The sequence below is a fragment of the Mycobacterium sp. genome, assembly GCF_035603715.1.
Lineage (GTDB): Bacteria > Actinomycetota > Actinomycetes > Mycobacteriales > Mycobacteriaceae > Mycobacterium.
In genome coordinates, this window is record NZ_DATNJW010000154.1 from 1 (window position 1) to 3,012 (window position 3,012).

3 protein-coding genes are annotated in these 3,012 nt (G+C 62.5%); 2 read left to right on the forward strand and 1 reads right to left on the reverse strand.

What is annotated here, in order from left to right:
- Nucleotides 1-1,309 (reverse strand): molecular chaperone HtpG (htpG, locus tag VN856_RS07055; RefSeq protein WP_325687497.1); only part of this gene is annotated, 1,309 nt, incomplete at its 3' end.
- Nucleotides 1,310-1,722: 413 nt separating this feature from the next.
- On the opposite strand from htpG, the gene VN856_RS07060 reads away from it, so the two are divergent.
- The gene (locus tag VN856_RS07060) at nt 1,723-2,586 is read left to right on the forward strand and encodes a mycofactocin-coupled SDR family oxidoreductase (protein ID WP_325687499.1); all 864 of its coding nucleotides are present in this window, start codon (nt 1,723-1,725) and stop codon (nt 2,584-2,586) included.
- Between the two features lie 30 nt (nt 2,587-2,616).
- Nucleotides 2,617-2,937 carry a hypothetical protein gene (locus VN856_RS07065; RefSeq protein ID WP_325687501.1) on the forward strand — a complete coding sequence of 107 codons (321 nt, stop codon included), beginning with the start codon at nt 2,617-2,619 and terminating at the stop codon, nt 2,935-2,937.
- Nucleotides 2,938-3,012: the final 75 nt, after the last annotated feature.

Sequence of the window (3,012 nt, forward strand, 5' to 3'; positions counted from 1 at the left end):
TCATCCGTCCGACATACTCGGCCAGCGTGGTCAGCTGCTCCTCGCTGTGCGTTGAAGCGAACGACGATATCTCCAGCAGCGTCTCCTGGTTATCGAAGTCACGCATCAATCCTTCTTTGAGGACCTTGCCGAACTCACCCCAGAATGTGCGGTAATCGTCCGGCCGCTCAGACTGCAGATCCTTGATGGTCGACAGGACCTTCTTGGTCAACCGCCGCCGGATCGCGTTGATCTGCCGGTCCTGCTGCAGGATCTCGCGGGACACGTTCAGCGACAGGTCCTGTGCGTCCACCACACCCTTGACGAATCGCAGGTATCGGGGCATCAGCTGGTCGCAGTCGCCCATGATGAACACGCGCTTGACATACAACTGCACACCGATCGCGGCGTCCGGTTCGTACAGGTCGAGCGGGGCACGCGATGGGATGAAGAGCAGGGCTTGATACTCGAAAGTGCCCTCGGCCTTCATCGAGATGACCTCGAGCGGCTCATCCCAGGCGTGCGCGATGTGCTTGTAGAACTCCTTGTACTCCTCGTCGGATACCTCGTCTTTGGGCCGGGCCCACAACGCCTTGCCCGAGTTGAGGGTCTCGACCTCCTTGGTGACGGTGTCTTCGCCGCCATCTTCACCGGGTGTGGTCTTTTCGACCTCCATCCGGATCGGCCACGCGATGAAGTCGGAGTACTTCTTGACCAGCGTCCGGATCTTCCACTCCGAGGTGTAGTCGTGGATCGCGTCCTCGGCATCCGCCGGCTTGAGATGCAGGGTGACCGATGTCCCTTGCGGAGCGCCCTCGACGGTCGCGATGGTGTAGGTGCCGTCGCCGCTCGACTCCCACTTGGTGGCCTCGCTGTCGCCGGCCTTGTGCGTGAGCAGCTCGACCTTGTCGGCCACCATGAAGGTGGAGTAGAAGCCGATGCCGAACTGACCGATCAGCTCCTCGGAGACCGCGGGGTTTTTAGCGGTCTGGGCTTCCCTTAACTGCTGACGCAGCTCGGCGGTACCGGACTTGGCCAGCGTGCCGATCAGATCGACCACCTCGGCGCGGGTCATGCCAATGCCGTTGTCGCGGATGGTCAGGGTGCGGGCGTCCTTGTCGACGTCGATGTCGATGTGCAGATCGGACGTGTCGACGTCCAGGTCCTTGTTGCGGAATGCTTCGATCCGCAGCTTGTCGAGCGCATCGGAGGCGTTGGAGATCAGCTCGCGCAGAAACGAATCCTTGTCGGAGTAGACCGAGTGGACCATCAGGTCCAGCAGCTGCCGCGCCTCGGCCTGAAATTCCAGCTGTTCGACGCCCGAAGTCATGACATGTCCCTCCACCAGACGGTATTCGAGGGCAGGCTACAGGATTGCGCTATTGCGGTCAGGGTTGCCGGCCCAAGTCCGTCCGCGCCAACACGACACCGGCAGCCGGAAGGTATGTCTACGAAGCCAGCTCGACGACGGGGACGTCAGTGCGCACGCCTGTCATCTGTTCACCCTTTTCGGTGTCTTTTCTATTTTAGGTAGTATAGATACTATAGATTTTCGTCAGCCTGTCCTGCAATGACGCAGCGCGTGGAAGAGAAGCAATGGAGTCGAACGCTCGTCCGGTCCTGATCGACGGCCGAGTCAGCGCCCTTGCCGAGCCCGCAGCGACCACTACAGATGACGCTCCCATCGAATGGCTTGAGCCCCAATGTAGGTCGCATTGTTGAGCGCATGAGAAGGGATCGGCTATGGGCAGGGTGACAGGCAAGGTCGCGGTAGTCAGTGGAGCCGCGCGCGGACAGGGGCGCTCGCACGCGCGGATGCTCGCCGCCGAGGGCGCCGACATCATCGCGATCGACTTGTGCGAAGACATCGAGACCAACGAGTACCCGCTGGCCCGGCCCGAAGACCTCGACGAAACGGCTCGTCTGGTCGAGAAGGAGGGCCAGCGCGTCGTCACCGAGATCGCCGATGTCCGGGATCGCGCGGCCCTGTCGGCGGCGATCGACCGCGGCGTCGCAGAGCTCGGTCACCTCGACGTGGTGGTCGCCAACGCCGGCATCTGTCCGTTGACGGCGGGCCTGCCGCCGCAGGCCTTCGCCGATGCCGTCGACGTGGACCTGGGCGGCGTGCTCAACCTGGTGCACGCCAGCCTCAAGCATCTGGACTCCGGCGCATCGATCATCGTGATCGGGTCCAACGCGGCCTTCATGTCGTCGATGAATACCTCCGGGATCGACGGCGGTCCCGGAGGAGCGGGGTACGCCTTCGCGAAAATCGCTGCCGCGCACTATGTCAACGACTTCGCACGCTCACTGGCTCCTTTCTCCATCCGGATGAACGCGGTGCACCCGACGAACGTCAACACCGACATGTTGCACAGCGCACCGATGTACCGGGCCTTCCGGCCCGACCTGAAGAACCCGACCCGCGAGGACGCCGAACCGGTTTTCCCGCTGGTGCAGGCCATGCCCATTCCCTACGTCGAACCCGAGGACATCAGCGAGGCCGTGCTGTTCCTGGCGTCCGACGCCGCCCGCTACATCACCGGCCAGCAGCTCCGCGTGGACGGCGGAGGATTCCTGAAGGTGAAGCCGTGGTCAGGCGGTTAACCAGCGCCACAACCGAATTGGAGTCGCACCATGCCTAAGGGCGTTATCTACTTGCAGACCATGCCGGTGTCGTCGGACCTCGAGGAGGAGTACCACACGTGGTACAACGACACCCATCTGGCCGAGATCTGCTCGGTGGAGGGCATTGTTTCGGCGCGCCGCTTCGCGCCGACCGACGGCAACGGCCCGTTCATCGCCATCTACGAGCTCGACTGCGACGACCTCGACTCCGTGGTTCAACGGCTGGGGGAGCTCGGTGCCAGCGGCAAGATGTCGTCGCTGGAGCTGCTCAGCATGGATCCACCGCCAATTCCGAAGGTGCATAAGCAGATCGGAGACTACACAAAGTGACGTCGATCGTAGAGGTGGCTCCGGAGGTTCAGAAGCGCATCTATGCGCTGATGGTGCTGATGAAGGCGGCCGACG